This window comes from Petralouisia muris (assembly GCF_004793545.1).
GTDB lineage: Bacteria > Bacillota > Clostridia > Lachnospirales > Lachnospiraceae > Petralouisia > Petralouisia muris.
In genome coordinates, this window is the sequence record NZ_SRYA01000025.1 from 59,372 (window position 1) to 73,728 (window position 14,357).

General features: G+C 45.8%; 13 protein-coding genes. 11 read left to right on the forward strand and 2 right to left on the reverse strand.

Going from position 1 to position 14,357, the window contains the following annotated elements:
• Positions 1-24: 24 nt before the first annotated feature.
• From uxuA to E5329_RS13535, 3 genes are read left to right on the forward strand one after another with little or no spacing between them, the layout of a single operon-like run.
• Positions 25-1,095 carry a mannonate dehydratase gene (uxuA, locus tag E5329_RS13525; protein ID WP_135990052.1) on the forward strand — a complete coding sequence of 357 codons (1,071 nt, stop codon included), beginning with the start codon at positions 25-27 and terminating at the stop codon, positions 1,093-1,095.
• A gap of 15 nt (positions 1,096-1,110) precedes the next feature.
• Entirely contained in the window at positions 1,111-2,511 is a 1,401-nt protein-coding gene (gene uxaC / locus E5329_RS13530) for a glucuronate isomerase (RefSeq protein WP_135990053.1), read from the forward strand.
• An 18-nt stretch (positions 2,512-2,529) separates the two neighbouring features.
• Positions 2,530-3,372, forward strand: a complete 843-nt coding sequence (locus tag E5329_RS13535) for an SDR family oxidoreductase (protein ID WP_135990061.1) — start codon at positions 2,530-2,532, stop codon at positions 3,370-3,372.
• 48 nt (positions 3,373-3,420) lie between these two features.
• Here E5329_RS13535 and E5329_RS13540 read toward each other — a convergent pair whose 3' ends face one another.
• Positions 3,421-3,630 (reverse strand): hypothetical protein, encoded by a 210-nt coding sequence (locus tag E5329_RS13540; protein WP_275443252.1) that lies wholly within the window; start codon positions 3,628-3,630, stop codon positions 3,421-3,423.
• 373 nt (positions 3,631-4,003) lie between these two features.
• Between E5329_RS13540 and E5329_RS13545 the strand changes: the two genes are divergently transcribed.
• The 7 genes from E5329_RS13545 to E5329_RS13575 all read left to right on the forward strand — a co-directional run bounded on the left by E5329_RS13545 (position 4,004) and on the right by E5329_RS13575 (position 13,091).
• Positions 4,004-4,543: a GNAT family N-acetyltransferase gene (locus tag E5329_RS13545; protein WP_135990054.1), complete on the forward strand. Its 540-nt coding sequence runs from the start codon at positions 4,004-4,006 to the stop codon at positions 4,541-4,543.
• Positions 4,544-4,853: 310 nt separating this feature from the next.
• On the forward strand, positions 4,854-5,351 hold the full coding sequence (locus E5329_RS13550; protein ID WP_135990055.1) for a MarR family winged helix-turn-helix transcriptional regulator: 498 nt from the start codon (positions 4,854-4,856) through the stop codon (positions 5,349-5,351).
• Positions 5,352-5,382: 31 nt separating this feature from the next.
• Positions 5,383-7,158 carry an ABC transporter ATP-binding protein gene (locus E5329_RS13555; protein ID WP_135990056.1) on the forward strand — a complete coding sequence of 592 codons (1,776 nt, stop codon included), beginning with the start codon at positions 5,383-5,385 and terminating at the stop codon, positions 7,156-7,158.
• Positions 7,159-7,235: 77 nt separating this feature from the next.
• Entirely contained in the window at positions 7,236-9,143 is a 1,908-nt protein-coding gene (locus E5329_RS13560; protein WP_275443255.1) for an ABC transporter ATP-binding protein, read from the forward strand.
• 165 nt (positions 9,144-9,308) lie between these two features.
• Entirely contained in the window at positions 9,309-10,052 is a 744-nt protein-coding gene (locus E5329_RS13565; protein ID WP_135990063.1) for an SDR family NAD(P)-dependent oxidoreductase, read from the forward strand.
• A gap of 238 nt (positions 10,053-10,290) precedes the next feature.
• Complete coding sequence (locus E5329_RS13570; RefSeq protein WP_135990057.1) at positions 10,291-10,767, forward strand: RNA polymerase sigma factor; 477 nt, start codon at positions 10,291-10,293, stop codon at positions 10,765-10,767.
• Positions 10,767-13,091, forward strand: coding sequence for a beta-propeller domain-containing protein (locus tag E5329_RS13575; RefSeq protein WP_135990058.1), 2,325 nt, complete (start codon positions 10,767-10,769; stop codon positions 13,089-13,091). The genes E5329_RS13570 and E5329_RS13575 overlap by 1 nt, the downstream gene beginning before the upstream one ends.
• A 200-nt stretch (positions 13,092-13,291) precedes the next feature.
• On the opposite strand, the gene E5329_RS13580 is transcribed toward E5329_RS13575, so the two are convergent.
• Positions 13,292-14,092 (reverse strand): histidinol-phosphatase HisJ family protein, encoded by an 801-nt coding sequence (locus tag E5329_RS13580; RefSeq protein ID WP_135990059.1) that lies wholly within the window; start codon positions 14,090-14,092, stop codon positions 13,292-13,294.
• 68 nt (positions 14,093-14,160) lie between these two features.
• On the opposite strand from E5329_RS13580, the gene E5329_RS30705 reads away from it, so the two are divergent.
• Complete coding sequence (locus tag E5329_RS30705) at positions 14,161-14,289, forward strand: hypothetical protein (protein ID WP_275443254.1); 129 nt, start codon at positions 14,161-14,163, stop codon at positions 14,287-14,289.
• Positions 14,290-14,357 lie beyond the last annotated feature (68 nt).

A 14,357-nucleotide genomic window follows, 5' to 3' on the forward strand; every position in this document is an offset into this window, starting at 1 on the left:
TTTTTATATTGTAGGAGGAATATTATGCAGATGACATTTCGCTGGTATGGCGAAGGAAATGACAGCATCACCCAGGAGATGATTAAGCAGATTCCCGGCGTCACCGGCCTGGTGTGGGCGCTGCACGACAAGGCAGCAGGGGAAGTCTGGGAAGTGGAAGGAATTGAAAAAATGCGGCAGCAGATTGAAGGGCATGGCTTCAATATGGATGTGGTGGAAAGCGTCAATGTTCACGACGATATCAAAATCGGACTGCCCACCCGGGACAAATATATTGAAAACTACAAGCAGACCCTGCGCAATCTTTCCAAGTTCGGGGTAAAAGTCGTAACCTATAACTTTATGCCTATTTTTGATTGGACCAGGACAGATCTGTTTCATCCTATGGAGGATGGCTCCACCGCATTATTTTACGAGAAGGCGAAGATTCAGGAAGATTATAAAGAGATGGCAGATTATATTCTGAAAAACCTTCATGGGATGACCTTCCCGGGCTGGGAGCCGGAACGGATGGCAAAATTAGATGAACTGTTTGAGGCTTACCGCCCCGTCACCAAAGAAAAGCTCTGGGAAAATCTGAAATATTTTCTGGAAGCCATCATGCCCACCTGTCATGAGACTGGGATCAAAATGGCAATTCATCAGGATGATCCGCCCTGGGATATTTTCGGCCTGCCAAGACTTTTGGTGGATAAGGAATCCATTGGGAAGTTCCTGTCCATGGTGGATGACGACCACAACTGCCTGTGCCTGTGTTCCGGTTCCCTGGGAGCCAATCCGGAAAATAATGTGCCGGATATTGTACGGACTTACTGTGACAGGATTGCATTTGCCCATATCCGCAACGTGAAGCATTTTCCCAATGGGGATTTCACGGAAAGCTCCCACAGAGACTGTGACGGAGATGTGGGAATCCTTGAGATTATGAGGGCTTACCATGACTGCGGCTATGAGGGATATATCCGACCGGATCACGGCCGCCATATCTGGGGCGAACAGTGCCGTCCGGGGTATGGGCTTTATGACCGTGCCCTTGGAATCATGTATCTGTGGGGCTGCTGGGATATGCTGGAGCGGGAAGCCGGGAAAATTTAGAACAGGAGGCGCGGAATGCGAAAATTTATGGATGAAAACTTTCTGCTGTCTACAGCTACAGCAGAAAAATTATACCACGGCACAGCCAAAAAGCTGCCCATTATCGACTACCACTGCCATATCAATCCCCAGGAAATTGCCGAAGATCGGAAATTTGAAAATATTTCCCAGGTTTGGCTGGGCGGCGATCATTATAAATGGCGGGTGATGCGGGCAGGCGGGATTACTGAGGATAAAATTACCGGAAACGCGCCGGATCGTGAGAAATTCCGGGCCTTTGCCAGCGTTATGCCAAAACTTATCGGCAACCCCCTTTACCACTGGAGCCACTTAGAGCTTCAGCGGGGGTTTGGCGTTGCAGAGCCCTTAACGGCAGAAAATGCAGATGACATTTATGATCGCTGCAATGAAGTGTTAAAAAGGTATTCCGCCCGTTCTCTGATGCGAAAATTTAACGTGCAGGCTATTTGCACCACAGACGATCCCATAGACAGCCTTTCTTACCATGACGAGATTCAGGCTGATTCGGAAATGGAAATCAAAGTCCTTCCGGCATTCCGTCCGGACAAGGCTGTAAATATTGAAAAGCCGGGGTTTGCGGAATATATCGCCAAGCTGTCTGATACAGTGGGCCGCAAATTAGACACGGCAGAAGAGGTTGCCCTTGCCCTGTGTGAGCGGATCGATTACTTTGCCGAACACGGCTGTCTCTGCGCCGATCACGGCCTGGATTACTGCATGTATGAAAAGCCGGATAAGATGGCGGCAAACCATGCCTTTGCCATTGCGATGGAAGGAAAATGTCCGGACAGGAAGCTGGCGGACGCCTACAAAACCTTAGTCACCATTGCCTGCGCCAAAAAATATTCGGAAAAAAATTGGGTGATGCAGCTTCATTTCGGCTGCCTGAGAAACGCCAATAAGCCTCAGTTTGAGCTGCTTGGCCCGGACACCGGCTATGATGCGGTCAACAGCCAGTCCGGCGTGGAGTGCGTCGCTCCTTTGTTGAATGCATGCTTGGAAAATGACGGATTGCCGAAAACCATCCTTTATTCCCTGAACCCCATAGATAACACGGCTCTTGCCACCATTATGGCATGCTTTCAGGGGGGAGGCGTTCCTGGGAAAATCCAGCAGGGGAGCGCCTGGTGGTTCAATGATAATCGCTTTGGGATGCGTAATCAGCTAACAGAATTAGCTGCCAACGGAGTCTTAGGCTGCTTTGTGGGAATGCTGACGGATTCTCGTTCTTTTTTAAGCTATACCCGTCATGAATATTTCCGTCGGGTGCTCTGCGAACTGGTGGGAGAATGGGTGGAAAGCGGGCAGTATCCTGCGGATGACGCAGCATTGGAGCAGTTGATTCGTAATCTGTGTTACAATAATACCCGGGATTATTTCGGGTTTCACGTATAAAGAAAGGAAAGAATTATGATGGAATTACCATTAAATATAGAGTTTACCGAAAAAGTTGTCGTAGTGACCGGAGCTGGCGGCGTACTCTGCGGCACCATGGCCAAAGCTTTTGCGCAGGCAGGAGCGAAAGTTGCAGCCTTGGATTTAAATGAGGAGGCAGTAAAGAAGCTGGCGGATGAATGCAAGGATGCGGGTTATATCTGCGAAGGCTACAAGGCTAATGTATTGGACCCGGAAGAGCTGGAAGCTGTTCACCGGCAGGTGCTGGCAGATTTAGGCCCCTGTGACATCTTAATTAACGGCGCCGGAGGAAACAATCCCCGGGCCACTACAGACAACGAATATCATCATGAGAAAACGGAGGGCCAGAAAACCTTTTTTGACCTGGATCCCAATGGCGTGGATTTCGTCTTTAAATTGAATTTCCAGGGAACGCTGCTTCCCACCCAGGTGTTTGCAAAAGAAATGGCAGAGAGAAAATCTGGCTGTATCCTGAATGTTTCTTCCATGAATGCGTATGTGCCGCTGACAAAGATACCTGCATATTCTGGAGCGAAAGCTGCGGTGTCCAACTTTACTCAATGGCTGGCCACCCATTTTGCAGGAACAGGAATCCGCTGCAATGCCATTGCGCCGGGATTTCTGGTGTCCAATCAGAACCGTTCCCTGCTCTTTCAGGAGGACGGCGCGCCTACGCCCCGCTCCAATAAGATTCTGGCAGGTACTCCCATGGGACGGTTTGTGGAAGGAGAAGAACTTCTGGGAGGGGTATTTTTCCTGTGTGACGACAAGGCAGCCAGTGCAATTACCGGCGTAGTGCTTCCTATTGATGCAGGATATTCCGCATATTCCGGGGTATAAGAAGGACAATCAGGGGCTGTCGGAAAATAACGGATTTCCCGACAGCCCTCATTTATTTGAGAATAAGCCAGTGAGGAAGGCATGGTAAAAACTTTCCTGATAATCATAGTAGCTGATGGTATCAAATAATAAATCTGAAATCAGGGTTGTAAGCTTTGCGTCATCCTCAGTCCATAAGGCAGTAAACAATTCTTGCCTGTCACGTTTGGCAGAGCATTCAGTAAACCATGTTTTGACGCTTTTTCTGAATATCCCCATAATTTCCTTATTTGGTATTTTCGGCACAAATTGGCTGGGCTGTACAGGCTGTTCTGAAATCTGGTTCCGGTAAAAATACTTTCTTTTGCAATTCTCAAACCTGTACCAATTCAGAAGTCAAACATTTTTAGAACATATATTCGAAAAAATATTGACTTATTCAAAATCTTGTGTTAGCATTGGAAAAAGCAGATATATGCTGGAAAGAGAGGTGGCAGGATGTACCGGGTATTAGATGTCTGCATGCATAATCAGAGAGATGATAATTTGAATTTATTCTTATCATTTTTGGGTGGCTGCTAAATATTCAGAATATTCTGCATTATTTCAGAGAGTTTTTGCTCTGGTGCAGAATTGGAATGGAAGGAAAAATATGAAGAATTATAAAATAATATCAATCCGGCATTGCCCGGATTTGCTGGATGTTGTAGCCCAATGGTTTCATGAGAAGTGGCAGATTCCGTTGGAAGCATATCAGGAAAGCATGAAGGAATGCCTGAAGAATCAACTTCCTGTTCCTCAATGGTATGTGGCAGTTGAAGAAAGTAATTCGGAAGCATGCATGGCAGGTCAGAAAGCAGAGAACATGGACAATTCTGCTATAACAGTAAAAGGATTTTCTGGCAGAATTATAGGCGGGCTTGGCGTTATAGCCAATGATTTTCATGAACGAAAGGATTTAACGCCCAATGTCTGCGCTGTTTATGTGGAAGAAGAGTTCCGCTGCCAGGGCATTGCAGGAAGCATGTTAGATTACGTCTGCAGGGATATGGAAGAAAGAAATATCAGCACACTGTATCTGATTACAGACCACACTTCTTTTTATGAACGTTATGGATGGGAATTTTTATGTATGGTCCAGGGAGAAGGGGAAGCAGAGTTGTCCCGGATGTATGTCCATATAATGTCTTAGAACAATCTGTTCTGCGCTCAGTTTCGTTGTTTTGCAGTCTGTATGCTGTAATACGCCTAGTTTTAGCTTGTGCTGTATGCCGCCGGCTATAGCACAGTCCATTGGTGCAGGCAATCCTGCGCCTGATTCCTTAACATTTTTATGTAAAAAATTATTTTTTTGTAAAGTTTCTTGACAATAATAATTATCTGCATATAATAGTTCTATATAAAACAATTATATTTGACCGTTTTAGAAGAGATTTCTTTTCTGCGGCGGAGGAACGATATCTGCATAAGCTGTATTTGCATGTAAGGAGGAACACCATGAAATGAAGAGAAAAAATACTCTGGGTTTTCAGATAAAGACGTTGGATAATCTGTTTTTTCGCAATATGATTGCGTATGAAACCAGTCAAAAAGATATGGATGAAGTAACTGTGATGCATGGTTGGATTCTGGGATTTCTGCATGAGAATGCTGACAGGGATATATTTCAGAAAGATATAGAGACGGAATTTTCCATTGCAAGGTCTACCGTCACCAGTATTGTGAAGCTGATGGAGAAGAAGGGATATATCTGCAGGGAATCTGTGGAACAAGACGGCCGTTTGAAAAGACTGGTTCTGACGGAAAAAGGCTGTAAAATCCATGAGCAGCATATTGGCTATATTGATTTATTGGAAGAACGCTGCAAACGGAATATTGCACCGGAGGAGATGGAAGTGTTTCTTGCAGTGGCAGAAAAATTAAAACAGAACCTGGAGGCGGATATTGCATGCAGTTATTCAAAGCTTTTTGCCTCCGGGAAAAAAACGGAAGGAAGGTGATTGGAATATGACAAATACAGGAGGAACCGGCATGGTAAAGACAATTTTAGGACAGGTGAAGGAGTTTAAGAAGGATTCTTTGATTACTCCTGTCTGTATGATATTGGAAGTTATAATGGAAATGCTGATCCCTTTGCTGATGGCAGCCATTATTGACAATGGGGTGGAACAGGGAGATATGAATTACATTTATAAAACGGGGGCAGTGATGATGCTGCTGGCAGTTTTTGGACTGGCGGCAGGCATGATGGGCGCAAAATACGGAGCCAGTGCATCTACAGGACTTGCAAGGAATTTAAGGACGGCCATGTTTGATAACATTCAAAGTTTTTCTTTTGCAAATATAGATAAATTTTCTACAGCCGGACTTGTTACGCGGCTGACTACAGATATCACGAATGTTCAGAATTCTTATCAGATGATTCTGCGTATGTGTGTACGTGCGCCTATCAGCATGGTTACAGCGATGGTGATGGCGTTTTTAATCAATGCGAAACTGGCGAGCATTTATTTGATTGCAGTAATTGCACTGGGCTTCTGCCTGTTTCTGATTATGAGGAAGGCGATGAAGTATTTCAAAGAGATTTTCCCGAAATACGATGATTTAAACGCCAGTGTACAGGAAAATGTGTCAGCAATCCGTGTGGTAAAAGCCTATGTGCGGGAAGATTATGAGAATGAGAAATTTACTAAGGCCAGCGGCAACATTTATCAGATGTTTACCAAAGCCGAGAAGATCCTGACCTGGAATGCGCCTTTGATGCAGATAGCCGTATATGGCTGTATTCTGGCAATCAGCTGGCTGGGAGCCAAAATGATTGTAAGCAATGCGCTGACTACAGGGCAGCTTATGAGCCTGATGACATACTGTATGAATATCCTGATGAGCCTTATGATGCTTTCCATGATTTTTGTAATGGTAACCATGAGTGCAGCAAGCGCTGAGCGTATTGCAGAAGTAATCAATGAAAAGAGCACACTGTCGAATCCCGAACATCCTATTCAGGAGGTGCCGGATGGACGGATTACGTTTGAACATGTGGATTTTTCTTATTCAAAATCTTTGTCTGAAACCAGGAATGGAGATGGCGGGGAATTGGTATTGAAAGATATCAGCCTGGAAATCCATGCCGGTGAAACCATCGGGATTATCGGCGGAACCGGAAGCGCCAAATCCAGCCTTGTGAACTTGATCAGCCGGCTCTATGATGTAACGGCAGGTAAAGTGTCTGTCGGCGGCGTTGATGTAAAAGCATATGATATGGAAGAACTGCGGAATCAGGTATCCGTAGTGCTTCAGAAGAATGTGCTGTTTTCCGGTACGATTCTGGAAAATCTGCGGTGGGGCGACAAGAATGCGACGAAGGAAGAATGTATCAGGGTCTGTAAGATGGCCTGTGCCCATGAATTTATTGAGCAGTTTCCGGACAAATACGATACATACATTGAGCAGGGAGGAAGTAATGTGTCCGGCGGGCAGAAGCAGCGCCTTTGCATTGCCAGGGCTCTGTTGAAAAAGCCGAAGATTCTGATTCTGGATGATTCTACCAGCGCAGTGGATACTGCCACTGACAGCAGGATTCGGAAAGCCTTTGCCACCGAGATACCGGACACAACGAAGCTGATTATTGCCCAGCGTGTATCCAGCGTGCAAGGTGCAGACAGAATTATTGTTATGGACAATGGCAGGGTGGCAGATTTCGGTACCCATGAGGAATTATTAGAACGCAGTGAAATTTACCGTGATGTTTATGAGTCCCAGACAGGGGGCGGAGGAGACTTTGATCAGCCGGGAGGTGACAGATAATGGCAGAAACAGGAAAAGAAACAATGGCTTCCAAACAAGAAAGTGCTGTAAATCAGGGAACGCAGCCGAAAGGCCCTATGGGGAAAGGCCCGCGGGGACCTAAACCCAAGATCAAAAGCCCGGGGAAATTATTTGCCAGATTGATGAGATATATCCTTGCGAATTATAAGTTTCACATTTTATTTGTGATTGTGGGAATTCTTGTAGGCGTGCTTGCAAATGTCCGGGGAACATTGTTTATGCAGACTTTAATAGATGTGTATATTCTGCCTATGATTGGGGCAGAGCATCCGGATTTCGGGCCTTTGGCAGCAGCTATTTTACAGGTGGCAGTGATTTATGGAATCGGAGCCATATCCACCTGGGGGTATAACCGCCTGATGGTCAAAGTGACCCAGGGAACGCTGCAAAATCTCAGAGATGATATGTTCACACATATGGAGAGCCTTCCAATTAAATATTTTGACACTCATTCCCATGGAGATATCATGTCAATTTATACCAATGACATTGATACTTTGCGTCAGATGATCAGCCAGAGTATGCCACAGCTGTTATCCAGCGGCATTACAGTGGTAAGCGTTTTACTCAGTATGTTTTTTCTGAACGTGCCGCTGACGCTTGTGACGCTTATGATGGTAGCAGTCATGCTTTTTGCAACCAAAACATTTGCAGGCAGAAGCGGTAAATATTTTATTGCGCAGCAGAGGGATCTGGGGAAGGTCAACGGGTATATTGAAGAGATGATGGAAGGCCAGAAGGTAGTAAAGGTGTTCTGTCATGAAGAAGAAAGCAGAAAACGCTTTCAGGAACTGAATGAGGAATTGTTTACAAGTGCGAATAATGCCAATAAATTTGCTAACATGTTAGGCCCGGTGAACCTGCAGCTTGGGAATCTGAGCTATGTGGTCTGTGCTATGGTGGGCGGAATTCTTGCATTGAACAAAATCGGAGGATTTACTTTGGGAGGGCTTGCAAGCTTTCTGACCTTTAACCGCAGCTTTAACATGCCCATCAATCAGGTGAGCCAGCAGTTAAACAGCGTAGTAATGGCAATGGCAGGCGCGGAGCGTGTGTTTGCCCTTTTGGATGAAGAGCCAGAAACAGATGAGGGATATGTGACTTTGGTCAATGCCAGAAAGGAAAACGGCGTCCTTACAGAGTCAGAGCAGCGGACGGGGCTGTGGGCCTGGAAGCATTTTCATCAGGCGCAGGGAACGACAGATTATATTGAGCTGACTGGAGATGTAGTGTTTGATGATGTGGATTTCGGCTATAGCGAAGAGAAAATCGTACTGCATAATGTGAAAATGTTTGCCAATGCAGGACAGAAAATTGCTTTTGTAGGCTCTACCGGTGCTGGAAAGACTACCATAACAAATCTCATTAATCGGTTTTATGATATTCAGGACGGAAAGATTCGGTATGACGGAATTAATGTCAATAAGATTAAAAAGGCAGATTTACGCCGTTCCCTTGGCATTGTGCTGCAGGATACTCATCTCTTTACGAATACGGTAATGGAGAATATTCGATATGGGAAGCTGGATGCCACAGACGAAGAAGTAATCGCTGCAGCCAAGCTTGCCAATGCGGATCAGTTTATCCGCAGGCTGCCGGAAGGATATCAGACTATGCTGACCGGAGATGGCGCTAATTTAAGTCAGGGACAGCGGCAGCTTCTGGCCATTGCACGGGCGGCGGTGGCAGATCCGCCGGTTTTAATTCTGGATGAGGCGACCAGTTCGATTGATACCAGAACAGAACGGCTGGTACAGGACGGCATGGACAAATTAATGAAAGGAAGGACCACTTTTGTAATTGCCCACAGGCTTTCCACCGTCCGCAACAGTGACTGCATTATGGTGCTGGAGCAGGGACGGGTGATTGAACGGGGCACTCATGATGACCTGATTGCACAGCAGGGAAAGTATTATCAGCTTTATACCGGGAAAATGCCTGGGTTTGGCATGGCTGAGGGGTAAGACTGCAGAAATATGAGATTGTATTGCCGAAGTAATTCAGAGAGGCCGGATCAAAATTAACTGTATCATTCTGCAAAACAGTGATATAATGAATTTATGGACGCAAAGGTGAGACGGCATGATCTGATAACCATATATGGAGAAACGAAAGGAGATAACATGTTAATGTTAAAAGGAAAGGTAGCGGTAATAACAGGAGGAACAAGAGGGATTGGCTATGCGACTGTGAAGAAATTTCTGGAAAACGGCGCAACAGTAGTCCTGTTCGGTTCCCGTCAGGAAACAGTGGACAAAGCCCTTGCTTCCCTGAAGGAAGAGAACTCAGAGTGGCCGGTAGAAGGAGCCTGCCCGGATTTGGCAGACGCCGATGCAGTGGCGGCTCAGATTAATGCGGTGAAAGAAAAATACGGAAGGCTTGATATTCTTGTAAATAATGCCGGAATTTCTGATAGTACCCCTACGGTAAGTTGCACAGCGGAGCATTTTGAAAAGGTAATGAGTTTAAATGTCAATGCAATTTTTCATGCCGTTTTGCCTGCCGTAGCGATTATGAAAGAACAGGGCGGAGGATGTATCATTTCCACCAGTTCCATGGTAAGCAGAAACGGGCAGCCAGCAGGAGTTGCATACCCCACCAGCAAATTTGCAGTCAATGGTTTAACTCTTTCTCTGGCAAGAGAGCTGGGGCCCTATCATATCCGCGTCAATGCAGTAGCGCCCGGCATCACAAGAACGGATATGGTGGCAGCGCTGCCAGATGAAGTAATCCAGCCCATGATTCAGGCAATTCCGCTTCGAAGGGTAGGAGAGCCTGAGGATGTGGCAAATGCATTTTTGTTCCTTGCAAGTGATTTGGCAGGTTATGTAACAGGAGAAGTGCTGTCCGTGGATGGTGCGATGATTTGCTGATGATTCCATCAATGAAACTAGGTGCAGGCAGGCGCCTCAGAGCATTTTTCAAGCATGCTTTGAGGCGTCTGCCTGCATTTTGGCTTTGTATGCTCAGGACGTTAATGGTTTTGTCAAATATTTTATCTTTTGATGCAACATTTTAAGAGAAAAAAGACTCATAAAAGATAAGAGTGAAAACTTAGAATTGTCTGCAACAGTTTTGGATATCCGTTTCACTTAAGGAGGGAGCTCCCATATGGAAGAATTTATGCGGTGTTATGAGAAAATTTATCCGCAGATGTATCGTACGGCCTGGTTCTATCTGCAGAATCAGCAGGAGGCTGAGGATGCGGTGCAGGATGCGGTGCTGGCTGCTTATGAAAAATTTTATCAGTTGAAGGAGAAAGACAAATTCGGGCCGTGGATCATGAAGATTCTGGCGAATAAGTGTAAAAAAAGAATGCAGGCCTGGTTTCGCAGGGAGGAAGATATCGAAGATATTTCCCCGGCTCAGGAGAAGATTCTGGCAAAAGAAACAGATTTTGCCATGGCGTCTGCGGTAAAGCAGGTTTTTGAAGAATTGGAGGAAGAGGAGCGGTTTATCGTGGCATTGTCTGTGCTGGGAGGATATACCAGTGAGGAAATTTCAGATATTTTAAATAAGAATCACAGTACCATCCGTTCCAAATATCGGAGGGCGCTTCAAAAAATGAAAAAGAAGCTGGAGGTGTGATGATGGAAAAGCAGGGATTGAAGGAGCAATGGACAGAGGAAACCATAAGAGAATATGTGAAACAGGCGGCTGAATCAGAGCCAGTACCGGACAAACTGCAGCCAAAGCAGATGGAAGCATGGCTGAAGCAGACCCTTAAGGAGCGGGGGGAAGCACCCTTCCGCCCATCCCAGCAGGAAGAACCGGAGCTGAAGCAGACCCTTAAGGAGCAGGGGGAAGCACCTGACTTTTCCCTGGGAGATACCCAAAACGGGCAGAAACAGCCTATGGAAGAGAAAGGAGGAGCATCTATGAATAAGAAGAGAGATAAGAAAAGAAGTTACCGCAGATGGTGGCTCCAGACAGCCGCGGTTGCTGCCTGCCTGGCAGTGGTTTTGTTTGCCGCCGGCCGTTCCGTAGACTGGGAACGGGGCGTCCAAAAGAATATGGAAGAATTGGAACTGGCGGTGGAACAGCCTCAGGAAAAAGCGTCCCAGGGAGATACAGAGAAAGGGGCTTCTTACCAGGAATTGTATGATGCATTTTCTGATATCTGGAAAGAACAGGAGAAGATGACAGCCTATATTGAGGAACGGGCAACGGATTCTGCCGGAATGGATACAGGAGGAGAAAGCAGTGCAGAGATGCCAGCTGAAGGTGCGGCCGTGGCTACAGAGACAGTGGAAGACAGCGCCGATTTGGAGAACTCCGGTTCAGAAGCTTATGGGAAAACCAATCAGCAGGAAGCGGAGGTAGAGGAAGCGGATATCATTAAAAATGACGGACGGTATCTTTATCAGGTAGTTTATGAGAATAAGTCAGGCAAACATACCGTCCAGATTGTGGATACCAGGGACGGATTGAAGGAAGTTTCCAGAATCGGGGAATTTGATAATGAAATCCAACAAATCTATGTGTGGAAGGATAGTCTTGCGGTGATTGAAAGCGGCTGGGTCAGTGATCCCATGGAAGAAGAGGATACGGACAGCGGGAATTTGCTGGATGGAGTGAAAGGGTTTGTGGAAGAAATATTTTCTTCTGAAACAGGGGATTATTACAGAGAGACGTCCTACAGCAGAATTCATATCTATGATATTAAAGATCGTCAGAATCCGGAATTGTACCATACCTTTACACTGAAAGGAAGCTATAGAGATTCCAGAATTTCGGATGGGTATCTGTACTTTTTTACTACCTGTAACGCCTACAGGCCCAGGTTAGAGAAGGATTATCAGGCTTACGTTCCCGAAGTGGACGGAGAACCTCTTGCGCCTGAGAAGATTTATCTGCCAGAGGATACGAAAACGGCAGCCTATCTGGTGATGGCTTCCGTTCATATGGAACAGCCGGATCAATTTACGGATACAACAGCTATTGTAACGGCAGCCGATAGATTTTACGTAAGTAAAAACAATATTTACGTAACAGACAGTATGTATGTGGATTATGGGACAGAAGGCAAACAGAGCGACAGCACCAGGATTTTCCGTTTTTCCTATCAGGATGGAAAAATGAAGAAAGAAGCAGAGGGCAGCGTGAAGGGAATATTGCGGGACGATATGGCAATGAATGAATATAAGGGATATCTGCGCATGGTCACCACAGTGGAAAGCCAGAACGTGCAAGTGGTAAAAGATGATATTACCGGAGAAATTATTGGAAATGACGGCATGGATTTTGAGACAACGAACAGCCTGTATGTGCTGGACGGCAGCTTAGAAATAGCAGGGAAGATTGAAAATCTGGCAAAAGACGAACTTATTTATTCTGCGAGATTTATGGGAGACGCCGGTTATTTTGTCACATTCCGGCAGACGGATCCGCTGTTTTCCGTAGATTTGTCGAATCCGAAAAAGCCGAAGATTCTGGGAGAGCTGAAAATCAGCGGATTTTCTGAATATCTGCATTTCTATGGAGATAACCTTCTTCTGGGAATCGGCATGGAAGCGGACGAAGAAACCGGGGCTACAGATGGGATGAAGCTGTCCATGTTTGACATTTCTGACCCTTCGGATGTGAAGGAACAGTCTAAGTTGAATTTGCCTTATGATTACGCTCAGGCATTATATGACTACAAGTCTGTACTGATCGACACGGATAAGAATCTCTTTGGATTTTGCGCAGAGGACTATGAAGAGGATTACCGCTCAGAGTATGTATTGTTTACGTATGCAGACGGGGCTTTTCAGGAGAAGATGAAGATTGATTGCAGTGATGGCGAGGTTTACTCAAGCAGAGTGCGGGGAACCTATATTGGGGAATGTTTTTACCTGCTGTGTGCAAATGGAAGGGTAGAAGCGTACAGTCTGACGGATGGAAGTAAAATTGCGGAACTGGAGAAGTAAAGTTTTGCCCTGGTATGCGATATCTCTGGCATTTGAAAACTGCCAGGGATATCGCCCCACTGGGGATGGCGTTCGCGCGAAGAGACAGATGCCGCAAACGGCTGCGCAGGGCGCTGCTGGCAATCATTAATCGCCAACTATATATTATTACTCCATCCGGCCAGGGTGAAGTTTCCAAAAAAATAGAGTTCCTGCCCGGCTTACAGCCGGTAAAACAGAGGTTTTCTTTCCTGAAACACCGTATAATATTCAAATCCCGCCTCTTTCAGTATTCCCGGAGCCTTCACGAAATCAAAAGCAACATCTTCCGGTTTGTGTCCGTCAGCTCCAATCGTGACAATCTCTCCGCCCAGTTCCCGATAGCGTTTCAGTATGCGTTCCGTAGGATTGGGATGTCCAAGGCCGTACCGGAATCCTCCGGTATTCAGTTCCAGACCCTTGCCTTTTTCCACCAACGTGCGCAGAATTTCTTCTAACACATCTGAAAATTTATCATAAGTGTAGTTCTCATTTTTCGTAGGGCCGTAGCGAACCACATAATCCAGATGTCCGTATACGTCAAAACAGTCAAAAACAGCCAGATTTTCCAAAATAGATTCAAAATATTCCAGGTATGCCTCATCCTCTGTTTTTCCCTGATAATATTCCGGATAGTAAGGGTCCTGGCCGTGCACCACGTGGGAAGAACCAATGACAAAGTCAAAGGGATGTTCTCCGATGATCCGGGGAAGCCGATCTGTAAGATGAGGCTGCAGCCCGATTTCTATTCCGATGCAAATGGGGAATTTGCCGGAGTAGTGTTTTTGGATCGCCTGCATTTCCCTGAAATATCCGGGAATGTCAAGCATAAATTCTTCCTGGGAGGAACTGTAATCCAAATCCAGATGGTCGGTGAAGCAGACGCCGTCAACCCCTGCGCGGATAGATGCCTGAACCATTTCTCTGGTATCGGCCTGGCTGTCTGTGGAAAAATGTGTGTGCATATGGGTATCCCAAAGCATGAGTGCGCCCTCCTTTCAGTTGTTTCTGCGTATAAAAAGATCATAGCCCGGGCGATAGAGAATGTCAAATGAAAAATTCAGATCCGAAAGAAATGTGTGTGCTGCTAAAAACCATTGGCGGGGACGGCAAAAATATATTTTCACTCAAAATATCACAAGATAATGAAAAATTTAACAAAGTTAAAAAAGCCCCTTGAATTTTTCACTAATATCCTGTCTTTGACAGTTGCAGAAAAGATTAATGCCAGAATTCCTTGTAAATTAG

Coding starts and splice junctions, on each gene's coding strand:
- uxaC (WP_135990053.1), top strand. CDS start 1,111: ATGCGAAAATTTATGGATGAAAACTTTCTGCTGTCTACAGCTACAGCA.
- E5329_RS13560 (WP_275443255.1), top strand. CDS start 7,236: ATGGGGAAAGGCCCGCGGGGACCTAAACCCAAGATCAAAAGCCCGGGG.
- E5329_RS13545 (WP_135990054.1), top strand. CDS start 4,004: ATGAAGAATTATAAAATAATATCAATCCGGCATTGCCCGGATTTGCTG.
- E5329_RS13575 (WP_135990058.1), top strand. CDS start 10,767: ATGATGGAAAAGCAGGGATTGAAGGAGCAATGGACAGAGGAAACCATA.
- E5329_RS13555 (WP_135990056.1), top strand. CDS start 5,383: ATGGTAAAGACAATTTTAGGACAGGTGAAGGAGTTTAAGAAGGATTCT.
- uxuA (WP_135990052.1), top strand. CDS start 25: ATGCAGATGACATTTCGCTGGTATGGCGAAGGAAATGACAGCATCACC.
- E5329_RS13535 (WP_135990061.1), top strand. CDS start 2,530: ATGGAATTACCATTAAATATAGAGTTTACCGAAAAAGTTGTCGTAGTG.
- E5329_RS13570 (WP_135990057.1), top strand. CDS start 10,291: ATGGAAGAATTTATGCGGTGTTATGAGAAAATTTATCCGCAGATGTAT.
- E5329_RS13550 (WP_135990055.1), top strand. CDS start 4,854: ATGAAGAGAAAAAATACTCTGGGTTTTCAGATAAAGACGTTGGATAAT.
- E5329_RS13540 (WP_275443252.1), bottom strand. CDS start 3,630: ATGGGGATATTCAGAAAAAGCGTCAAAACATGGTTTACTGAATGCTCT.
- E5329_RS30705 (WP_275443254.1), top strand. CDS start 14,161: ATGAAAAATTCAGATCCGAAAGAAATGTGTGTGCTGCTAAAAACCATT.
- E5329_RS13565 (WP_135990063.1), top strand. CDS start 9,309: ATGTTAAAAGGAAAGGTAGCGGTAATAACAGGAGGAACAAGAGGGATT.
- E5329_RS13580 (WP_135990059.1), bottom strand. CDS start 14,092: ATGCTTTGGGATACCCATATGCACACACATTTTTCCACAGACAGCCAG.